Annotated in this window: 17 protein-coding genes; 4 read left to right on the top strand and 13 right to left on the bottom strand. The window is 70.9% G+C overall.

Features of this window, described 5'->3' with window-relative positions; genetic code table 11:
- Window positions 1-60 precede the first annotated feature (60 nt).
- A complete protein-coding gene (locus OG509_RS20220) occupies window positions 61-564 on the top strand; it encodes a GbsR/MarR family transcriptional regulator (protein ID WP_406187636.1) in 504 nt (167 codons plus the stop codon).
- 31 nt (window positions 565-595) lie between these two features.
- Here the strand turns inward: OG509_RS20220 and OG509_RS20215 are convergent, their stop codons facing one another.
- Complete coding sequence (locus OG509_RS20215) at window positions 596-1,402, bottom strand: diacylglycerol kinase (protein ID WP_406187635.1); 807 nt, start codon at window positions 1,400-1,402, stop codon at window positions 596-598.
- A 184-nt stretch (window positions 1,403-1,586) separates the two neighbouring features.
- On the opposite strand from OG509_RS20215, the gene OG509_RS20210 reads away from it, so the two are divergent.
- Window positions 1,587-2,870: an adenylosuccinate synthase gene (locus OG509_RS20210; protein ID WP_406183831.1), complete on the top strand. Its 1,284-nt coding sequence runs from the start codon at window positions 1,587-1,589 to the stop codon at window positions 2,868-2,870.
- 299 nt (window positions 2,871-3,169) lie between these two features.
- Entirely contained in the window at window positions 3,170-3,667 is a 498-nt protein-coding gene (locus OG509_RS20205) for a DUF4232 domain-containing protein (protein ID WP_406183830.1), read from the top strand.
- Between the two features lie 19 nt (window positions 3,668-3,686).
- Here OG509_RS20205 and OG509_RS20200 read toward each other — a convergent pair whose 3' ends face one another.
- From OG509_RS20200 to OG509_RS20185, 4 genes are all read right to left on the bottom strand, one after another.
- Complete coding sequence (locus tag OG509_RS20200) at window positions 3,687-5,381, bottom strand: PKD domain-containing protein (RefSeq protein WP_406183829.1); 1,695 nt, start codon at window positions 5,379-5,381, stop codon at window positions 3,687-3,689.
- A gap of 239 nt (window positions 5,382-5,620) precedes the next feature.
- Window positions 5,621-8,395, bottom strand: a complete 2,775-nt coding sequence (locus OG509_RS20195; protein ID WP_406183828.1) for a PKD domain-containing protein — start codon at window positions 8,393-8,395, stop codon at window positions 5,621-5,623.
- 81 nt (window positions 8,396-8,476) lie between these two features.
- On the bottom strand, window positions 8,477-8,662 hold the full coding sequence (locus OG509_RS20190; protein WP_406183826.1) for a DUF397 domain-containing protein: 186 nt from the start codon (window positions 8,660-8,662) through the stop codon (window positions 8,477-8,479).
- Window positions 8,659-9,510 carry a Scr1 family TA system antitoxin-like transcriptional regulator gene (locus tag OG509_RS20185; protein ID WP_406183825.1) on the bottom strand — a complete coding sequence of 284 codons (852 nt, stop codon included), beginning with the start codon at window positions 9,508-9,510 and terminating at the stop codon, window positions 8,659-8,661. Before OG509_RS20185 ends, OG509_RS20190 begins: the two co-directional genes overlap by 4 nt.
- Window positions 9,511-9,635: 125 nt before the next feature.
- Here OG509_RS20185 and OG509_RS20180 point away from each other — a divergent pair, with 125 nt between their 5' ends.
- Complete coding sequence (locus tag OG509_RS20180; protein WP_406183824.1) at window positions 9,636-10,112, top strand: hypothetical protein; 477 nt, start codon at window positions 9,636-9,638, stop codon at window positions 10,110-10,112.
- Here OG509_RS20180 and OG509_RS20175 read toward each other — a convergent pair.
- The 8 genes from OG509_RS20175 to OG509_RS20140 form a co-directional block, all read right to left on the bottom strand.
- Window positions 10,037-10,921: an alpha/beta hydrolase family protein gene (locus OG509_RS20175; protein WP_406183823.1), complete on the bottom strand. Its 885-nt coding sequence runs from the start codon at window positions 10,919-10,921 to the stop codon at window positions 10,037-10,039. The two genes, OG509_RS20180 and OG509_RS20175, sit on opposite strands and share 76 nt — an antisense overlap.
- 166 nt (window positions 10,922-11,087) lie before the next feature.
- The gene (gene kynU, locus OG509_RS20170) at window positions 11,088-12,311 is read right to left on the bottom strand and encodes a kynureninase (RefSeq protein ID WP_406183821.1); all 1,224 of its coding nucleotides are present in this window, start codon (window positions 12,309-12,311) and stop codon (window positions 11,088-11,090) included.
- Window positions 12,304-13,149, bottom strand: coding sequence for a tryptophan 2,3-dioxygenase family protein (locus tag OG509_RS20165; protein WP_406183820.1), 846 nt, complete (start codon window positions 13,147-13,149; stop codon window positions 12,304-12,306). The genes kynU and OG509_RS20165 overlap by 8 nt, the downstream gene beginning before the upstream one ends.
- 195 nt (window positions 13,150-13,344) lie before the next feature.
- Complete coding sequence (locus tag OG509_RS20160; RefSeq protein WP_229337660.1) at window positions 13,345-13,758, bottom strand: DUF3151 domain-containing protein; 414 nt, start codon at window positions 13,756-13,758, stop codon at window positions 13,345-13,347.
- Between the two features lie 112 nt (window positions 13,759-13,870).
- Window positions 13,871-14,893 carry a class II fructose-bisphosphate aldolase gene (gene fbaA / locus OG509_RS20155; RefSeq protein ID WP_030152875.1) on the bottom strand — a complete coding sequence of 341 codons (1,023 nt, stop codon included), beginning with the start codon at window positions 14,891-14,893 and terminating at the stop codon, window positions 13,871-13,873.
- 271 nt (window positions 14,894-15,164) lie between these two features.
- Entirely contained in the window at window positions 15,165-15,704 is a 540-nt protein-coding gene (gene pyrE / locus OG509_RS20150) for an orotate phosphoribosyltransferase (RefSeq protein ID WP_030152877.1), read from the bottom strand.
- Between the two features lie 29 nt (window positions 15,705-15,733).
- Entirely contained in the window at window positions 15,734-16,519 is a 786-nt protein-coding gene (locus OG509_RS20145) for an aldose 1-epimerase (RefSeq protein WP_406183818.1), read from the bottom strand.
- Window positions 16,520-16,595: 76 nt separating this feature from the next.
- Entirely contained in the window at window positions 16,596-17,480 is an 885-nt protein-coding gene (locus OG509_RS20140; RefSeq protein ID WP_406183816.1) for an SRPBCC family protein, read from the bottom strand.
- Between the last annotated feature and the right edge of the window lie 72 nt (window positions 17,481-17,552).

Genomic DNA, 17,552 nt, shown 5'->3' with positions numbered 1-17,552 from the left:
CTACTTTCACAAATTTGTGAAGCTAGGGAAACGTATAAAGTCAGAAGGGTGGCGGACGACATGGATGTGCAGGCTCAGGACGTACGGAGCGACGAGGCGGCGGTCTCGCGCTTCGTGGAGCGGTTCGCCGCGCAGCTGACCGAGGCGGGAATGCAGCGGATGGCCTCGCGGGTCTTCGCGCAGCTGCTCGCGAGCGACAGCGGATCGATGACCTCGGCTGAGCTGAGCGAGGCGCTCCGGATCAGCCCGGCGGCGGTGTCGGGGGCGGTGGCCTACCTGACGCAGGTGACCATGGTCAGCCGGGAGCGGGAGCCGGGCTCCCGCCGGGACCGGTACGTCCTGCACAACGAGCTCTGGTACGAGACGTTCACCCGGCGGGACCAGGTGCTGAACCTCTTCGAGAAGACCCTGCGCGACGGCGCGGCCGGAGTCGGCACGGAGACCCCGGCCGGCGCGCGCATGGCGGAGACGGCGGCGTTCTTCGAGTTCCTGCAGGGCGAGATGCACGCGATGATGGACCGCTGGCGGGCCCACCGGGCCACGCTGGACCTCCCGAACCCGTAACCCCGCAGCGCCGTACCCGCCCCGCCCTGCGCTACCCCCGCGGCAGCGTCAGCGACCAGGCCCCCGGCCGCAGGGTCCACGTACGCCGCCGGACCGGGCCCGCCACCAGCGCGTCCGCCCGGTAGCGGAAGTCCGAGCCCGACACCGTCAGCGAGGCCGCCTTCACCCGCAGCGACGCGCCGCCGGCCAGCCGGACCGTCACCTCCATCACCCCGCCGGACGACGCCGGCACCGCCCGCAGGTCCTCCACCGCCCGGTCCACGTCCACCAGCACCTGCCCGTCCGCCTCCACCCGCAGCCGGTGCCCCACCCGGGCCCCCGGCGGGACCAGCGTCCGCACCAGCGAGCGGTACGCGCTCCACACCGACGGCCCCGACGGTCTCGGTGCCGCCCGGACGGGTGGAATCCGCAGATCCCCGAGCACCACCCCGTCACTGTCGTCCACCAGCAGGTCCCGCGTCCGCACGGCCCCGTCCAGCACCGCCCGCGCCGCCGCCACCGCCGACAGCGGAACACCCAGCGACCGCGCCAGCCCCAGCGACCCGAGCTGCCCCACCGGAATCAGCGAAACCGCCCCGTCCCCGAGCCCGCGCTCGCGGTGCAGCAGCCCCACGGCCCGTACCAGCGCCCGGTCGTCGCCGACGATCACCGGCTGCCGATGGCCCCGGCGGGCAAGGGCCCGCGCAAACTCCTCCTGCGAGTCCGGGAGGCAGATTTTCGCCGCAGCTCCCGCCGACAGAACATCCTTCGCGATCCGCACGGACTCGCCGTCAAGACGGCGGGCGACCGGGTCGATGAGCACGAGCAGGCCGCCTACCGGCGCGCCCGCATGGCTCATGGTGGGCTCTGGAGCCGACACCTCGGTCCTTCCTCGGGTAGCATCTTTGTGCAAGAGGCCCTTGCGCTATTGCGCCAGGGCCTTCGTCTATTCCGGGGTACCGGTCCGACGGCTCAGCCTGCGGTGTACATCGTCGTACGCCCCCTGACCTTGGACATGCCCCATCCGGAAGAGGTGTACGCCTGTGCCCGCTCTTGTGCTGCTCGGAGCTCAGTGGGGTGACGAGGGCAAGGGAAAGGCCACCGACCTGCTCGGTGGATCCGTTGACTATGTAGTGCGCTACCAGGGCGGCAACAACGCCGGCCACACGGTCGTCGTAGGCGACCAGAAGTACGCGCTGCACCTTCTCCCTTCCGGCATCCTCTCCCCCGGATGCACCCCGGTCATCGGCAACGGTGTCGTCGTCGACCCGGCCGTCCTGCTCTCCGAGCTGCGCGGCCTGAACGAGCGCGGCATCGACACCTCCAAGCTGCTCATCAGCGGCAACGCGCACCTGATCACGCCGTACAACGTCACCCTCGACAAGGTCGGCGAGCGCTTCCTCGGCAAGCGCAAGATCGGTACGACCGGCCGCGGCATCGGTCCGACGTACGCGGACAAGATCAACCGCATCGGCATCCGCGTCCAGGACCTGTACGACGAGTCGATCCTCGCCCAGAAGGTCGAAGCGGCGCTGGAGGGCAAGAACCAGCTCCTCGCGAAGCTGTACAACCGCCGCGCGATCGAGGCGGGCGCGATCGTGGAGGAGATGCTCCAGTACGCGGACCAGATCAAGGGCTACGTCGCCGACACCACCCTGATCCTCAACAACGCGCTGGACGAGGACAAGGTCGTGCTCTTCGAGGGCGGCCAGGGCACCCTGCTCGACGTCGACCACGGCACGTACCCCTTCGTCACCTCCTCGAACCCGACCGCCGGCGGCGCCTGCACCGGCACCGGCGTGGGCCCGACGAAGATCAGCCGCGTCATCGGCATCCTGAAGGCGTACACGACCCGCGTCGGCGCCGGCCCGTTCCCGACCGAGTTGTTCGACCAGGACGGCGAGGACCTGCGCCGCATCGGCGGCGAGCGCGGTGTGACCACCGGCCGCGACCGCCGCTGCGGCTGGTTCGACGCGCCGATCGCCCGTTACGCCACCCGCGTGAACGGCCTGACGGACTTCTTCCTCACCAAGCTGGACGTGCTGACCGGCTGGGAGCAGATCCCGGTCTGCGTCGCGTACGAGATCGACGGCAAGCGCGTCGAGGAGCTCCCGTACTCGCAGACGGACTTCCACCACGCGAAGCCGATCTACGAAAACCTCCCCGGCTGGTCCGAGGACATCACCAAGGCCAAGACGTTCTCGGACCTCCCGAAGAACGCCCAGGCGTACGTGAAGGCCCTGGAGGAGATGTCGGGCGCCCCGATCTCCGCGATCGGCGTCGGCCCCGGCCGCACCGAGACGATCGAGATCAACTCGTTCCTGTAGCAGGACCGCGGAGGGGCGGTGGGCCGTGTGGCGCACCGCCCCTCCGGCGTGTCCGCCGCCGAAAGGCCGCGGGAGCCCCCGGCCGGTAAACTGGTGCCATCAGGCCCGCGCCGTTCAGCCGCGGGAGCGCACCACTCGGTCAGGTTTCCGCGAGGGTGCGAGCACTTCTCCCGTGGACGGCACGTCGAAATACCGGACACCGACTTCGACTCCGGACACCGACTCCCCTGGATCTCGTCCTGTGGATTCCGTCGTGCCCGGATGCGGACAGATTCCCTCACTGGCACAGGAGTTGGCCCATGAGCAACGTCCTGACCCGGGCGGCGACCATCGCGTGCGCAGCCCTCCTCGCAACCACCGGCGCCTCGGTCGGCGCCACCCAGGCATCCGCCGTGCCGAAGACCCCGACCTGCCGTGTGGCCGACCTGGATCTGGCTGTCGGCGAGCCGGACGGCGCCGCGGGGTCGCTCTACTACCCCATCCTGTTCACCAACACCACAACCCATACCTGCGCGTTGCGCGGATACCCGGGCGTCAGTGTCGTGGATGCCCGGCATCGCCAGATCGGTACCTCCGCGATTCGCACCGGCGAGTCGTACGAGACCGTGTCCGTCTTCCCCAGCGAGACCGTGACCGCCGTCCTGCGCACCAACAGCCGGGGCGTCGCCCCGAGCTGTCGGCCGACGTCGACCTACGTCAAGGTCTACCCGCCGAACAGCGGTGTGGCCGAGCAGATCCCGTACCACTTGAAGGTGTGCGGACAGTTCGAGATCAGCCCGGTGCAAGCCGCGGAATGAGCCCCGACCGACGACGGAGCTAGACGGTCTGGTACCAGGCGATCAGGTCGACGATCAGGTCGATGTCCTGCCAGCCCTGGTTCCAGAAGTCGATGATGCCGCCCTTGCCGCCGGAGGTCTGGACGAGGTTCGGCACGGTCGCACCCGCCGTCCAGTTCACGGACGAGGAGACGGGCCGCTGCGGCGTGACCGCGGTGCCCTTCACGTAGTCGGGCCACGTGTTCGGGTCGGCGGTGACCGAGAGGAAGCCCGCCCCGGTGGTGTTGGTGACCGTGGTGTTCAGCACCCAGCCGTCTTTGTCGGAGTTCGTCGTATCGGCGTCGAACCGCTCGGGGAGCATCGTGCGGGCGGGCAGCGGGCCGGCCTTGCGGCCCCAGCTGTCGATGCGGGTGTCGATGACCCGGTACGGGCCCCCGAGACACACGAGGGCCGCCCTGCTGTCGGTGCTGTAGTAGCCGACCACGTCGGCCACCACGTCGGCCCGGTCCCAGCTGCCGTTGCGGATGGTGATCTTCCCGTCGGGGCCGACCGGCACGATCACCGAGTTGGCGACCGTCTGACCGGCGGAGAAGTTCAGGCTCGACGTGGACGGCGCCGCCTGCCCGCTCGGGTAGGCGGTGAGGTGCCCGGCCGCCCGCGGGTTGGTGACCGTCAGGTTGAGCGCCACGGCGGTGACGCCCTTCGGGACGCCCCCGTGCCCGGCCATGTCGACCCCGAAGCTCCCGTAGCCGGGGACCTGCCCCTTCGCCGTACCGATCCCCTCGCGGGTGTCGACCGCGCGGACCGGGTTCAGCGTGGTGTAGCCGCTGGCGACCGACGCCGTGAAGTAGCCGGTGACGTCCGCCAGCAGGTCGACGGAGTCCCAGCCGCCGTTGATCAGGTGGATGGACCCGTCCTCGCCGACCGGCACGATCACCTGGTTCGCAACGGTCTGCCCCGCGGCGTAGTTCAGGTTCGACCCGGTCTCGAAGCCGTCCTTGTCGGGCTGGACCACGACGTGGCCCGCTCCCGCGGCGTTGGTGGCGGTGACGTTGAGGACCACTTCGGTGACCCCGGCGGGAATGTCGGCGGTGCCCGCGACCTTCAGGACCACCGAGCCCCGCCCGGCGACCTTGGCCTGCGCGGCGCCGAGGCCGGCGCGGGTGTCCAGCAGGCGCGTGGGCGCGTGGGCGGTGTACTCGCTGCCCGAGGTGACGAAGTCGAGCCGGTTGACGGCCTGGACGCCGTTCGTCGTGTCCTTCACCGTGACGGTGACGGCGTACTTGCCGACCTTGGCGTACTTGTGCGTGGTGTACCGGAGGTCGGAGCCGGAACTGGAGACGGCGACCTGGTCCTTGGCGCCGTCGCCCCAGTCGATGCTGACGTCGAGCGCGGCGGCCTCGCCGGTGACGATGGTCCGCAGTTCGATCGAGTGCGCGGTGGTGCCGCGGCCCTCCAGATCGATCGCGAGGTACGCGTCCCCCACCGCGCCCTGCGCCTGCGCGGCCGGCCCGGTCCGGGCGGCGGATCCCGCCCCGGATCCCGCCCCGGACGCGGATCCGGCCAGCGGTGTGCGGACCGTACGGTCGGCCGGGCTGGAGAAGGTCTTGCCCCCCGGCAGCGACCCGCCCTTGCCCGGGTTCCCCCCGGTCGTCGCGGCCACCCCGTGGCCGGCCGGAGCGACGGGACCGGCCGCCACGGCCGGACCGGAGACGAGGCCTACGCTCGCTGCCACGAGGGCGGCGGAAAACATGAGACGGCGACGGAGCACCGTACCCCCCTTGGTCTGGTGCAGAACCCTGAACGGGTTCGAAATCCCGTTCAGCGTACAGACCGGTCAGTGGCTTGATCCACAGGGTTCTCGTCCGGAGCCGAGCAGGGCGTCGATGGCCGCTGGGCCGCCACCGCCAACTCAGCCGGAGCCGGCCATTCCAGGAATGGCCGGCTCCGGCTGCGCGAGAAGGTCAGGTCAGGTCAGCGGCTCTCGGTGAAGTAGCCGAGCAGGTCCGTGATCACGTGGTTGCTGCCGCCCCAGCTGTTGAAGACGCTCACCTTGCCGTCCCCGACCGGAGTCGTGACGTGGTTCGGGACGGTGAGGCCGGGCAGCGTGTTCAGGCTGCTCGCGTCCGTACGTGCGCTCCCGTACCCGTGGACGGTCAGGAAGCCGGCGGCGGAGGTCTCGGTCGCGGTCACGTTCAGCACCGCGCCCACCGCACCGGCCGGCAGCCCGGCCACGGTCGTGGTCGCACCCGGGGCCAGCTTGCCGGTGGTCCGGGTGTCGCCGAGGCGCTTGGGCGCGATCGGCGTGAAGAGGGCCTTGCCGTCCTTGCCGTAGTAGCCCACCGCGTCCACGACCAGGTGCGTGGAACCGGCGTTGTTGTAGAGCGTGATCGTCCCGTTCGGGCCCACCGGCACGATGGCCTGGTTGGACTTGTCCTTGCCCGGCTCGGGGTTGAGGTTCGACGTCACGGGCCGCCTCGCCGGGTCCGGGTAGGCGATCACGTGCGTGTCCGACGTCGCCCCGGTGCCGGTCAGGTTCAGCGCGACCGCCGTGGCGTCGGCGGGGATCCCGCCCACACCGGCGACCTTGACGGTGCGCGTCTGGCCACCGGCCAGCGCGCCGGCCGTCCCCGTACGGGTGTCGGCGAGACGGGTCGGGGTGACCGGGCTGAAGCGCTGCCCGATGTTCGGCTGGTAGTAGCCGACGAAGTCGACGATCAGCTTCGCCTCGCCGGAGTTGAGCCGGAACCACACGGAACCGTCGGAACCGACGGGGACGGTCACCGTGTTGGACGACGTACCGCCCGCGCGGACGTTGACGTTCGAGGTCGCCGGACGGTCCTGGCGGTTCGGGGACACGCTGAGGTGGGTGTCCTCGCTCGCGCCGGTGACGGTCACGTTGAGAACCGCAGCCGTCATTCCGCCCGAGAGCGACCCGCCCGCCGGCAGGCGCGTGGACCAGGGCTCTGCGCCGCGCAGCGACCAGAGGTCGGTCCGGGTGTCGACGATGCGGAAGGGCTCGGTGGCCACGTACCCGGACGCCGGGTACTCCACGCGCACCGTCTTGCTCACCGTGGACGTGGCGCCCTTGATGTCCTGGAGCTTGACCGTCACCTTGTACTCGCCCGGCGCGCTGTACGTGTGCTGCCCGGGGGAGTTGTAGTCACGCGACTCGAAGCCGCTGCCCTCTCCGTCGCCGAAGTCGACCAGCATGCTCTGCACCGGCCACGGCGCCACCGTGGACTTCAGGTCGAGCCCCATGGTCAGCGGGGGGACGTGCTCGTCCGGACTGTCCGAGGTCGGCAGGACCGGCGGGGCGGTGAAGTCCGCGGCCAGCGGCTTGTCTCCCGCGGTCACCTTGGTCGTCTTCTCCGTGGTGGCGGTCCGGCCCACGCCGTTGACCGCCGTCACCTTGACCACGTAGTCGCCCGGCCGGCCGTAGACGTGGGAGGCGAGGGCCTGGGGCTCGTTGCCCTGCTGAGTGACGACCGGCTGCGTCCCGTCGCCGAAGTCGACGCGGTAGCTCATCGCGGAGGGCCACTTGCTGTCCGACGAGGCCTTCACCTCCACCTTGGTCCCGACCGGCGCCCAGCTCTGGTCGATCGACATCGTGGCGCTGCTGAGGCCGTCCTGGGTCTCGTGAGCGCCGCGGTCGAGGTACCCGCCGTTGCGCCCAGTGTTGGGGACCCGCGGGTCGTCCGCGGTCGGGTAGCCGCTGAAGTCGGTGGGCAGTACGCCCGGCGCCGTCGGGTCGGCGGAGTCGATGGCCGGAGAGCCGTCCATCGTGCCGCCGCCCTCGGGGGTCGGGGTCAGGATGTCGTGCGCGCCCTGCCCCGTGCCGGCCTGGAAGGCGGCCGGGTCCTTGTACGCGGTACCGGACCAGCTGTACGCCTGCTCGGGACCGGGGTTGCCGGCGACCAGGTTGTAGTCGGCGCGGGTTTCCGCCGTCGCGCTCTGCGCGACCAGGAACGGGTTGCGCGCACCGTCCGACGTGCAGTAACTGCTGCGGGCGTAGGTGGAGACCACGTTGTTGAACGCGGCCGAGCCGGTCGAGTTCCCGCCGAGCGCCAGCGTGGCCGAGCAGAGGCCCCGGAGCGTGTTGTTGGTGACGACAGTGCCGGGCGCGTCCGTGATGCTGAGCGCCGACGCGGAGATGCCCGAGATCACGTTGCGGGCGAGCACGGTGTTCCGCGAGCCGCCGTCGATCCGGACGCCTTGCAGTGAGCTCCGGGTGATGCGTACGTCGGCACTCCCCTCGCCGACCACGACCCCGGTACCCCCGGCGACGTCCCGGCCCGCGGTGGCGATGATCCGGTCCAGCTCGACATCGCTGGACCGGCCGACCTGGAGGGGCGCGGCGACCGTGATGCCGCGGACCACTACGTGGGACGCACCGCTGATGGTCATACCCCTGCCGGAGCGGAGGCTCACACGGAGCGGGAGACCCTCTGCGTCGACCACGAAACCGATGGGCTTGCCGGGCTCGCCGGAGCGGTCGATCGTGACGGCTTCGTCGTACGCCTTCCCCGGCTTGATCCGCACGGTCTGGCCCGGCTGCACGGCCTTGACGGCCGTCGAGATCGTGCAGAACGGTACGGCCTGTGAGCCGGGTCCGCTGTCGGTGCAGTTGGAACCGTCTTGATTGTTCACGTAGAGGGAGTCGGGGGCATCGGCGGCCGTGGCCGCCGGTATGCCGAGGAGTGTGACCAGACCTGCGGTCAGCAGGACGGTCGTACGAGTGGGGCGCACCAGCAAGGGTTTCCTTTGCGGAAAGATGACCAAGGAGGCCATCTTCCGCTGTCCGAAAGCCGATGTCACCCCGGTTCGGCGCTACGCCCCCGCAGCCCAACCCGCGAAGTCGACCCAGGCCGCAGGGGCCACGGCCAGCGACGGGCCGTCGAGGTCCTTGGAGTCCCGCACGTGCACGGCGTGCGGGCAGGTGGCCACCTCGACGCAGTTGCCGCCGCTGCTGTCGCTGTAGCTCGACTTTCGCCACCGCAGAGCGTCGGTTCTCATTTCCACTCTCCCGCCAACTGCCTTATGAGGCCCAAGGATTCATCCGGACTCAAGGCCTGCGCGCGGATCTTCGCATACCGCTGAGCAAGTCGGGACACCTTGACCCGGTCGCTGACCAGCATGCCCTCGTCCTCCACCTCCAGGTAGACCACGTGGTCGTGGTCCTCGGTCTCCACCAGTTTCATCGGGCCGCAAGCTCCCGCATAGGCTCCCGTCAGTCCTCTGTCCAGGGGCAGGATCTGGACGGTGACGTTGATGCGTTCGGCGTCCTCCACGAGCGAGTTCAGCTGGCCGCGCATGATCTCCCGGCTGCCGAAGGGGCGCCTCAGTACGGACTCCTCCAGGATCAGCTCGATCATCGCCGTCGGGTCGCGATCGAACAGGGCCCGGCGCGCCAGTCGCGCCTCAACCAGTTCCTCCAGCTTGGCCTTCGGCTCCGGCGGATATCCCGCGCTCATGAGCGCGCGGGCATACGCCTCCGTCTGGAAGAGGCCGTCCACCACCAGGGTCTCGTAGGACGAGATCGTGTACGCCGTTGCCTCCATCCGGGAGAACTCCCTGAAGCGAACCGGGTACTTTTCCATCAGAACGTATTTCCGGCTCGCCGCGAAGATGCCGAGCCCCTTGCCGATGACCTGTTCCAGGCCTTCCAGCATCCGGTCGCTCACCGGTTGCGCACAGGTCTCCATGGCGCTGATCGCCGAGCCCGTGTAGCCGATCTGATCACCCAAGGCCTCTTGGGTCAGGTTCTCCCGCACCCGCAGGAGGCGGGCGATCTCGGCGATGAACTGCGTCATCGGCCGCCCTTCGTAACTTTCCTTGCTCTTCTTGCCGTTTTCCTTGGGCATAGCGAACACCCCCGAGCTGAAACGAACTCAAATGGTCTCCAGCGCATGGGCGCCATATCCCAGACTTCTCACCAATCAAGTCCGAGACCTAGAAAACCGTAGACCTGAGCCGTCACGCTTGTTCCATGAACACTGGAAGTCACTCGCCCAACTCCCCCATGCCCAGCTGGATTCCGGCCACCGGTATCGGAATTCGCAAGGCAGGAGTGCTGTTTGACGCCGTACGCGTGGACGGTGACATGGGACGGGATCTCGCCGATCTCCTCGTCACGCTCACCGGCGGTGATCCCGGGCCGATCGTCGCGCAGGCCAACGGGCGGCGGCCCGTGTACTTCCTGATCCCGGTCGGGAGCGCCGCGTACCGGGTCTGGCCGCCCGGATTCACGCGGCTCGCGTCGGGGCCGCGCAGGACCACGTACGTCCCCGTCCCGGCCCTCGAAGGCGCCTGGCCGCTGGTCTGGCGGTGTCCGCCGACGCGCGAGGACCGGTTCGTGCACGCGCTGCTGCTGTACCGCGCCGCCGGGCTCTACCAGGCGAGCTGCGAGATCTCCTCGGCCACCACCGCGCAGGCGTCGGCCGCGGGGTCGATGAGCGGGAAGTGACCGACCCCGTCCAGCAGGGTCAGGCCCACGGTCTCCCCGGCCTTGGCCGCCGCGGCCACGTACGACTCGGCCACCGACGACGGGACCACGATGTCCTCCCGCCCGTGCACGACGGCCGTGGCGATCCCGGTCGGCAGCAGGACCGCCGGGTCCGCGAACGGCAGGCGCTCCGCCCACTGGTCGGCGCCGCCCAGCAGCTGCGCGGAGGCGCCACCGCACACACCCAACTCCTCCGCGGCCACGAAGTCCGCGATGGGGGCCAGCGCCACCACGCCGCGCAGCAGCGGCGGGGAAGGCAGCCTCCAGGCAGCCGGGGACTCGGGCGGCAGGACGTGCCGGGCCGAGGCCCACAGCGCGAGGTGGCCGCCCGCGGAATGGCCGGTGATGACGGTGCGGCGCAGGTCGGCCTGCGGGAGGTGGGCCGGGGCGAGCTCCGGGAGGGCGTCCATCGCGGCGGCGACGTCGTCGAACGTCTCGGGCCAGCGGCCGGCCACGTGCCCCTCGGCGTGCTGGCGCGGAAGGGAACTTCCGCGCCGGTACTCGACGTTGGCGACGGCGAAACCCCGGCGGGCCAGGAAGTCCGCGAGCGGGGTGATGTGGTGCCGGTCGTACGGGGCGCGCCAGGCGCCGCCGTGCAGGAGGACGACCAGCGGGGCCGCGCCCCTGGCGGTCTCGCCGCGCGGGGCGTAGAAGTCGATCACCTGGTCGGGGTGGTCCCCGTACGCCCCGGTCGCGTCCGGGGCGACCGGCGGGTGGGAGAAGGCCGAGGCGGCCTCGGCGGCGTCCCGTTCGACTGCGGGGTCCGTCATCGGCTCAACCTCTCGGTAACGCGTGGGACTGGTGTTCCGGCAGAGCGGGACCGTATCAGGCCGGAACGGGAGCGTCGGTGGTGGGCGGGGGCCTTGGCCGGGATGTGCGGGGGCGGACGGGGCCGAAGCCCCGCCCGCCCGGTTGCCGTGACGTTTCGCCCCTACATCACCCGAAAATGTGACCCAGTGTCCGGGCCGCACGCTCCGCGTCGGCGAAACCGACGTACAGCGGCGTGAAGCCGAAGCGCAGGACGTCGGGGGCGCGGAAGTCGCCGATCACGCCGCGGGAGATCAGGTCGTCCATGACCGCGCGGGCGTTCTCGGTGCGCAGCGAGACCTGGCTGCCGCGCCGGTCGTGCTCGGCCGGGGTGACCGACTCGACCTTCCCGGCCGGGACGTACGCGGCCACGCACTCCAGGAAGAAGTCGGTCAGGGCGAGGGACTTGGCCCGTACGGCTTCCACCGAGACCCCGTCCCAGGCGTCGAGCGCCGCTTCCAGGGCCAGCATGGACAGGATGTCCGGGGTGCCGACCCGGCCGCGCACCGCGCCGGCCGCCGGGGTGTAGTCCGGGGTCATCGCGAACGGCTCCGCGTGGCCGTTCCAGCCGGGGAGCGGGGAGTCGAAGGCCCCCTGGTGGCGTGCGGCGATGTAGAGGTACGCCGGGGAACCGGGGCCGCCGTTCAGGTACTTGTACGTACAGCCGACCGCGAGGTCGACGCCGTGCTCGTCGAGGCCGACGGGGAGGGCGCCTGCCGAGTGGCAGAGGTCCCATACGGTGACGGCCCCGGCGGCGCGGGCCGCCGCGGTGAGGTCCGGGAGGTCGTGGAGGCGGCCGGTGCGGTAGTCGACGTGGTTGAGGAGGACGACGGCGGTGTCCTCCTCCATGGCCTCGGCCGCGTGCGAGGGGTCGACCGGTACGACCGTGAGGCCGGTCATCCGGGCGGCCGACTCGGCGATGTAGCCGTCGGTGGGGAAGGTGGAGGCGTCGACCAGCATCTGCGTGCGCCCGGGGCGGGCCAGGCGGGCAGCGCCGACCAGGGCCTTGAACAGGTTGACGCTGGTGGAGTCGCCGACGACCGTCTGGCCGGGGGCCGCGCCGACGAGCGGGGAGATCTTGTCGCCGATCCGCTCGGGAGCGGTCCACCAGGTGCCGGTGGACCAGGACTGGATGAGCTCCGTGCCCCACTCGTGGGTGATGACCTGGGCGATGCGGGCCGCGACCCCGGTCGTCAGCGCTCCCAGGGAGTTGCCGTCCAGGTAGACGACCCCGTCGGGGAGGGTGAAGCGGTCACGGAGCTTGCCGAGCTCGTCGGCGGTGTCGAGGGCGGCGGCGCGGGCCGCGAGGTCCGCCGAGGACCTCGCGCCGTACGGGGGGGTCGCGTCAGACATGGCTGCGGGCCGTCCAGAGTTCCGGGAACACGTTCTTCGTGGCGCGCTTTTCGAGCCAGGTCACGCCGGCCGAGCCGCCCGTGCCGGTCTTGGCTCCCATGGCCCGGCGGGTGGCGACCAGGTGGTCGTTGCGCCAGCGCCAGACGAGCTCCGCGACGTCCGTGAGGACCTCGCCGAGGCGGTGCAGGTCGAGCTGCGCGTCGGGGTCCGCGTACAGGGAGGTCCAGACGGCCTCGACCTCGGGCGAGGGCTCGTAGCGGCGCGAGAGGTCGCGGTCCAGGACCGCCTGCGGGACGGACAGGCCGCGGCGGGCCAGCAGGCGCAGGACCTCGTCGTACAGGCTGGGCTCCTGGAGCGCCTTCTCCAGCTCCGCGTGGACGCGCGGGGCGCCGCGGTGCGGGACGAGCATCGAGGCCGACTTCTCGCCGAGCAGGAACTCCATGCGGCGGTACATCGCCGACTGGAAGCCGGAGCCCTCGCCGAGCGCGGCGCGGTAGGCGTTGAACTGGCCCGGGGTGAGCTGGGCGAGCGGGCGCCAGGAGGCGTTGAGGGCCTCCAGTTCGCGGAGGGATCGTTTCAGCGCATCCATCGCGACGGGGATGCTGTCCTCGCGGAGGGCCTTCGCGGCCGTCTCCCATTCGTGGACGATGACCGTGAACCACAGCTCCATGACCTGGGTCGTCACCAGGAAGACCATCTCGCCCGGGTCGTCCGAGCGGAGGTGCTGGAGGTGGGTGAGGACGTCCGCCTGGACGTAGTCCTCGTACGGGGTCGTGCCGGCGAAGTCGAGGTTCGGGGTGTCCGAACCGGCTCCGGAGGCATCAAGGGTGTTCGACATCGCTGTCTCCTCGACACGTGCTTCCGGGTAGCGGTCCGCCCCTTCCGATGGGTGAGTGGAGCCCCGGTCCCCTGCTCGCATCATAGGACCGGTTGCCGGACTCCCTCTATTGGGGTGTGACTGGGGTCACAGGTGTTTTTCGGACACTACGGCATGCCGGGGCCCCGCGCGCGGGGCCCCGGCCGTCCGGATGCGTCAGGCGCCGAGGACGTCAGCGGCCGTCTCGGAGGAGTCGCGCAGGAAGGTCGAGCAGCGCTCGTACTCCTCCTTCTCGCCGATCGCCCCGGCCGCGCGGGACAGGGCGTGCAGGGCGCGCAGGAAACCGCGGTTCGGCTCGTGCTCCCACGGCACCGGGCCGTGGCCCTTCCAGCCGGCGCGGCGCAGGGCGTCGAGGCCGCGGTGGTAGCCCGTACGGGCGTACGCGTACGACTCGACGGTGCGGCCGGCGGCGAACGCCTCGTCGGCGAGGACCGCCCAGGCGAGGGAGGAGGTCGGGTGCGCGGCGGCCACCTCGACGGCGGGCGTGCCCGCGGCGATGGCCTCGCGGCCCGGCTCGTCGGGGAGGTGGGTGGGGGCGGGGCCCCCGAGCAGGTTCTGGTGAATGGACATGCCCCAAGTCTGGGGTATCGGGTCCGGGGTATCGGCGCCTCCCACGGCGAAGGGCCCGGTCCGCCGTCGCGAGACGGTGGACCGGGCCCTTCGGCGCGTGATGCGGCGGGTGTTACTTCAGCTTCGTGCCGGTCGAGCGCAGGTTCGCGCACGCCTCGGTGACGCGCTTGGCCATGCTCGCCTCGGCGAGCTTGCCCCAGGTGCGCGGGTCGTAGGTGGACTTCTTGCCGACCTCGCCGTCGACCTTCAGGACACCGTCGTAGTTGCGGAACATGTGGTCCGCGACCGGGCGGGTGAAGGCGTACTGGGTGTCGGTGTCGAGGTTCATCTTCACGACGCCGTTCTCCAGCGCGGTGGCGATCTCCTGCTCGGAGGAGCCGGAGCCGCCGTGGAAGACGAAGTCGAACGGGCTGGTCTTGCCGTACTTCTCGCCGACGCCCTGCTGGAGGTCCTTGAGCAGCTCGGGACGCAGGACGACGTTGCCCGGCTTGTAGACGCCGTGCACGTTGCCGAAGGAGGCGGCCAGCAGGTAGCGGCCCTTCTCGCCCAGGCCCAGGGCCTCGGCGGTGCGGATCGCGTCGTCGACGGTGGTGTAGAGCTCGTCGTTGATCTCGTGGGTGACGCCGTCCTCCTCGCCACCGGTCGGGGTGATCTCGACCTCAAGGATGATCTTCGCGGCGGCGGCCTTGGCGAGCAGCTCCTGGCCGATGGCCAGGTTGTCGGCCAGGGTCTCGGCGGAGCCGTCCCACATGTGCGACTGGAAGAGCGGGTTCAGACCACGGGCCACGCGCTCGGCGGAGACCTCAAGGAGCGGGCGGACGTAGCCGTCCAGCTTGTCCTTGGGGCAGTGGTCGGTGTGCAGCGCGACGGTGACGTCGTACTTCGCGGCAACGATGTGCGCGAACTCGGCCAGGGCGACCGCGCCCGTGACCATGTCCTTCTTGTACTGGCCACCCAGGAACTCCGCACCACCGGTGGAGATCTGGATGATGCCGTCGCTCTCGGCCTCCGCGAAGCCGCGCAGTGCAGCGTGCAGGGTCTGGGTCGAGGTCACGTTGATCGCCGGGTAGGCAAACTTGCCTGCCTTCGCCCGGTCGAGCATCTCGTTGTAGACCTCGGGGGTTGCGATGGGCATCTGTCCGCTCCTTGGATGTGCGGGGAGTGTGCGATTGCTGGCCCTGACCTGGGGGCGACGTAACCGTCGCGCTCATCTTTCCAGACTCCGCGCAGCACTCCACCCGTGCCGGGTGGAGTGTTTCACGTGAAACACTCCACCCGGCCGGGAAAGAGCAGGTCAGGACCTGTGCCCGGAGCCCCGGGGACCTAAGTCACCAGTTCTGCGGGGGTCAGCATGCGAGACCGAACAAGATCAAATGCGATCAGGCGGGGTCAGCACGGGTGCGGGGTCAGCCCAGGTCGAGATCGGCGAGCCGGTAACCGGTGAGGTACGGCAGGCCCGCCTCGGCGATGGCGTCCGCGGCACCGCGGTCCACGATCGTGGCGACGGCGACGACCTCGCCGCCGGCCTCGCGGACGGCCTCGACGGCGGTCAGCGGGGAACCGCCGGTGGTGGAGGTGTCCTCGACGACCAGGCAGCGCTTGCCCTTCACGTCGGTGCCCTCGATACGGCGCTGCATGCCGTGGGCCTTCTGCGCCTTGCGGACGACGAACGCGTCGAGGCGTCCGCCGCGCGCGGCGGAGGCGTGCAGCATCGAGGTCGCGACCGGGTCGGCGCCCAGGGTCAGACCGCCGACGCAGTCGAAGTCCAGGTCGGCGGTGAGGTCGAGCATGACCTGGCCGACCATCGGGGCCGCCTCGCCGTCCAGGGTGATCCGGCGGAGGTCGATGTAGTAGTCGGCCTCCTTGCCGGAGGAGAGGATCACCTTGCCGTGCACGACGGCCTTGTCCTTGATCTGCTGCAGAAGCGCATCGCGTACGTCAGTCATGACCCCGAGCTTAAAGGCGTGCGGGCGTGCTAACCGAGCCGCCGCCAGGTCCAGGTCGTGGAGATCTCCAGCGGGTCGACCGGCGTGACCAGGCGCGGGAGGCTGTTCAGGCCGTTCGGCGGACCGGACTGGGGCTCCACGCAGACGGCCTCGGACTCCTCGTCGTAGATGACCACCCACTCCTCGCGGCTGCGGACCCTGAGCTCCAGCACGCCGGGCCAGGTGAGGGTGACGTCCACGCCGTTCGGCATGCCGAAACAGTCGTCCCAGGGGCCGGGCTTGGGGGCGACACGGTGCCCGGTGGGGATGTGGTCGGCGCCCCGCTCCTCCTGCCACTCGGCCTCGAAGTCGAGCCGCGCGTCCTCGCCGGTGCCGAGGTTGCGGCGGAACCAGGGGTGCCAGCCGGCCTGGGCCGGGAAGGAGTCGCCGTACGTCTCGACGCCCATGGAGAGCGTCAGGGCCTCGGCGGTCAGCTCGACGGTCTGGGTGACCCGACCGGGCCAGGGCCACGGGTCGGCGAGGTCGTAGACGAACGCCGCCTCGGTCTCGCTGTGGAGGACCTTGCGCCAGGGGTGCTCCCGGCCGAGGCCGTGGATGGCGTGCGGGGGGTGGTTGAGCGGCAGCCCGTGGAGGACTCCGCCGTCCCGGAACCGCCCGTTCGCGGTCCGCCCGCACCACGGCACCATGGGGAACGCGCCGAAGTGCTCCCCCTGGCGCAGCAGCTCCGTGCCGTCGATGCGCAGGCTGCTGATCCGGCAGCCGTTCTCCTGGTCGACGGTCACCTCGGCGCCGCCCGCGCTCAGTTGCGTACTCATGCGGCCGACTCTAGGTCGTGTCGTCGAACTGCGTCTGGTCGGCGCGGTCTCGCACTCCCTGGGGGTGTCCGACGGGTCAGCGGCGGCGGCGCAGGGCTCGGCCCACGACGACCGCCGAGGCCAGCGCCAGGGCGGCGGCCGGGGCGATCCAGCGCAGGCTGGCTCCGGCTCCCGAGGCAGCGGGGGCCGGGACCGGGGCGTAGCGGCCGCGCGGCGGCGCGTGGTCCACTTCCTCGGCGCTGCGGCCGATCATGGTGCGGCGGGCGTGGGCGGCCTCGGCGGGGGGCTGCGCGGCGGCGGCGAACTCGTCTACGTCCCCGATGTCGCCGATCTCCCCGATCCGGTCGAGCTCCGGGAGGCCCTCGAAGTCGCCGTCCATGAAGGGGTCCAGGGACGGGGGCGGCACCTCGGTGTCGAAGACGGACGCCGTGACCTCGTCGGTGACACCGCCGTCTTCCCCGTCAGCGCCGTCCGTGCCGGCCTCGGCCTCCTCCGCCTCGGCGATGACGTCGGTCACCGGCTCCCCCGCTCCGGCCGCCAGCGCCGCGAGCTGCTCGGCGGCCCGGTCCAGGAGCCGGCGTACGGCGGTGGCGGTGGCCTCCGGCGGGAAGGCGGCGGCCCGCCCGTCGGCGGTGCCCTCGGCGGTGAACTCCAGCCGGGTCCCGTCATCGGCCGGGGTCAGCAGCAGCGCGAGCGCCAGCTTGACGGTGCCGCTGCCGCGGATCTCGGTGCCCTCGCCGGCCACGGTGAAGCGGTCCGGATCCCGCTCGGTGACGGTCAGGGCGCCGCGGTAGGTGACGGTGTTCCCGCCGACCCGCAGTTTGAGGCGGCCGGAGACGGGCCCGGACGCCGCGTCGGCGTCCTGCTGGAGCCCGGGAACGCAGCGGGCCACCCGGGCGGGGTCGCGCAGCACGGCGCGGAGGTCGTCTGCCGGTACCGGAACGAACACCTGATGCTCCATGTGGTCGAGCCTACCGAGGCGAGACCCTCCCGTACCCGGTCCGGCACTCACGAATGGCCGGTGGTTACGAAT

This window comes from Streptomyces sp. NBC_01006, assembly GCF_045162725.1.
Lineage (GTDB): Bacteria > Actinomycetota > Actinomycetes > Streptomycetales > Streptomycetaceae > Streptomyces.
This window is presented reverse-complemented; position numbering and strand designations above follow the sequence as displayed.

Coding starts and splice junctions, on each gene's coding strand:
- pyrE (WP_030152877.1), bottom strand. CDS start 15,704: ATGACTGACGTACGCGATGCGCTTCTGCAGCAGATCAAGGACAAGGCC.
- OG509_RS20160 (WP_229337660.1), bottom strand. CDS start 13,758: ATGTCCATTCACCAGAACCTGCTCGGGGGCCCCGCCCCCACCCACCTC.
- OG509_RS20175 (WP_406183823.1), bottom strand. CDS start 10,921: ATGACGGACCCCGCAGTCGAACGGGACGCCGCCGAGGCCGCCTCGGCC.
- OG509_RS20180 (WP_406183824.1), top strand. CDS start 9,636: ATGAACACTGGAAGTCACTCGCCCAACTCCCCCATGCCCAGCTGGATT.
- OG509_RS20190 (WP_406183826.1), bottom strand. CDS start 8,662: ATGAGAACCGACGCTCTGCGGTGGCGAAAGTCGAGCTACAGCGACAGC.
- fbaA (WP_030152875.1), bottom strand. CDS start 14,893: ATGCCCATCGCAACCCCCGAGGTCTACAACGAGATGCTCGACCGGGCG.
- OG509_RS20215 (WP_406187635.1), bottom strand. CDS start 1,402: ATGAGCCATGCGGGCGCGCCGGTAGGCGGCCTGCTCGTGCTCATCGAC.
- OG509_RS20165 (WP_406183820.1), bottom strand. CDS start 13,149: ATGTCGAACACCCTTGATGCCTCCGGAGCCGGTTCGGACACCCCGAAC.
- OG509_RS20220 (WP_406187636.1), top strand. CDS start 61: ATGGATGTGCAGGCTCAGGACGTACGGAGCGACGAGGCGGCGGTCTCG.
- OG509_RS20145 (WP_406183818.1), bottom strand. CDS start 16,519: ATGAGTACGCAACTGAGCGCGGGCGGCGCCGAGGTGACCGTCGACCAG.
- OG509_RS20205 (WP_406183830.1), top strand. CDS start 3,170: ATGAGCAACGTCCTGACCCGGGCGGCGACCATCGCGTGCGCAGCCCTC.
- OG509_RS20140 (WP_406183816.1), bottom strand. CDS start 17,480: ATGGAGCATCAGGTGTTCGTTCCGGTACCGGCAGACGACCTCCGCGCC.
- kynU (WP_406183821.1), bottom strand. CDS start 12,311: ATGTCTGACGCGACCCCCCCGTACGGCGCGAGGTCCTCGGCGGACCTC.
- OG509_RS20185 (WP_406183825.1), bottom strand. CDS start 9,510: ATGCCCAAGGAAAACGGCAAGAAGAGCAAGGAAAGTTACGAAGGGCGG.